Genomic DNA, 792 nt, shown 5'->3' on the forward strand with positions numbered 1-792 from the left:
AAGCGGAGTAATGAAGTCCCATTTTAGAACTCTGATGGTACCGGTAAAGTCTCCCAATTCGTTTTTGAATGCGAATATTTTGGAGTTTTCAAGGAAGTTCATTTCTTCTTTGTAAACGGCATCAATATCTTTTTGATAGTGGCCCGGAAAAACTTCATTAGAATGGTGATTGAAGTTTTCTGTGACTACAAATTTGGACATACGAAAGATGTCATTTTGACTAATTGCTGTGTGGTTGTTTTTGGCGAGTTTCATAGTATTTGTTTTCTCCAAAACTATCACCACAATTTACGCTTCATATTACACAAAATACTAGTTTACAGTATTTTAATCAAAAACTACCCTTAAGTGTAGTTTTTAAAAATGAACTTTAGAAGAAAAAAAACGGCCAAAAACCCAAATATCATTTTTATTGAAATGAAGTTAAATTCGTATAGAAATAAAATTAATTTAACATCATATCTCCAATTTTTCCTATATTCACAACCTGTTAAAAAACTATTAAAATATGGTAATTGAAAACGACTTTTTTTCCTCAAACAACACCGTTCAAAAGATCTCTGAAGATGAGAAAGGAAGACTGGGAAATTATTTAGAACTGGTCAAAGCATTTGCCAGAACAACTTACAGTAGTATTTATATTATTGATTACGAAAAAAAAGGGTTTGAGTATGTATCCGAAAATCCATTATTCTTATGTGATCACACTCCGGCAGAGGTTCAGGAACTCGGATATGCCTTTTATTTTAAGTATGTGGTCAAAGAAGATCTGGATTTATTACTAAAAATCAA

Annotated in this window: 1 protein-coding gene and 1 pseudogene; one reads left to right on the forward strand and one right to left on the reverse strand. The window is 31.3% G+C overall.

Translation table 11 applies throughout. The features are described 5' to 3' along the window. A partial coding sequence (locus tag C245_RS23500) for a hypothetical protein (protein WP_157495934.1) occupies positions 1-255 on the reverse strand: 255 nt, incomplete at its 3' end. Positions 256-508: 253 nt separating this feature from the next. Between C245_RS23500 and C245_RS0122520 the strand changes: the two are divergent. Then, positions 509-792 (forward strand): annotated as a pseudogene (locus C245_RS0122520) (helix-turn-helix transcriptional regulator); the annotation flags it as partial.

Source organism: Flavobacterium sp. WG21, from assembly GCF_000335775.1.
GTDB lineage: Bacteria > Bacteroidota > Bacteroidia > Flavobacteriales > Flavobacteriaceae > Flavobacterium > Flavobacterium tructae.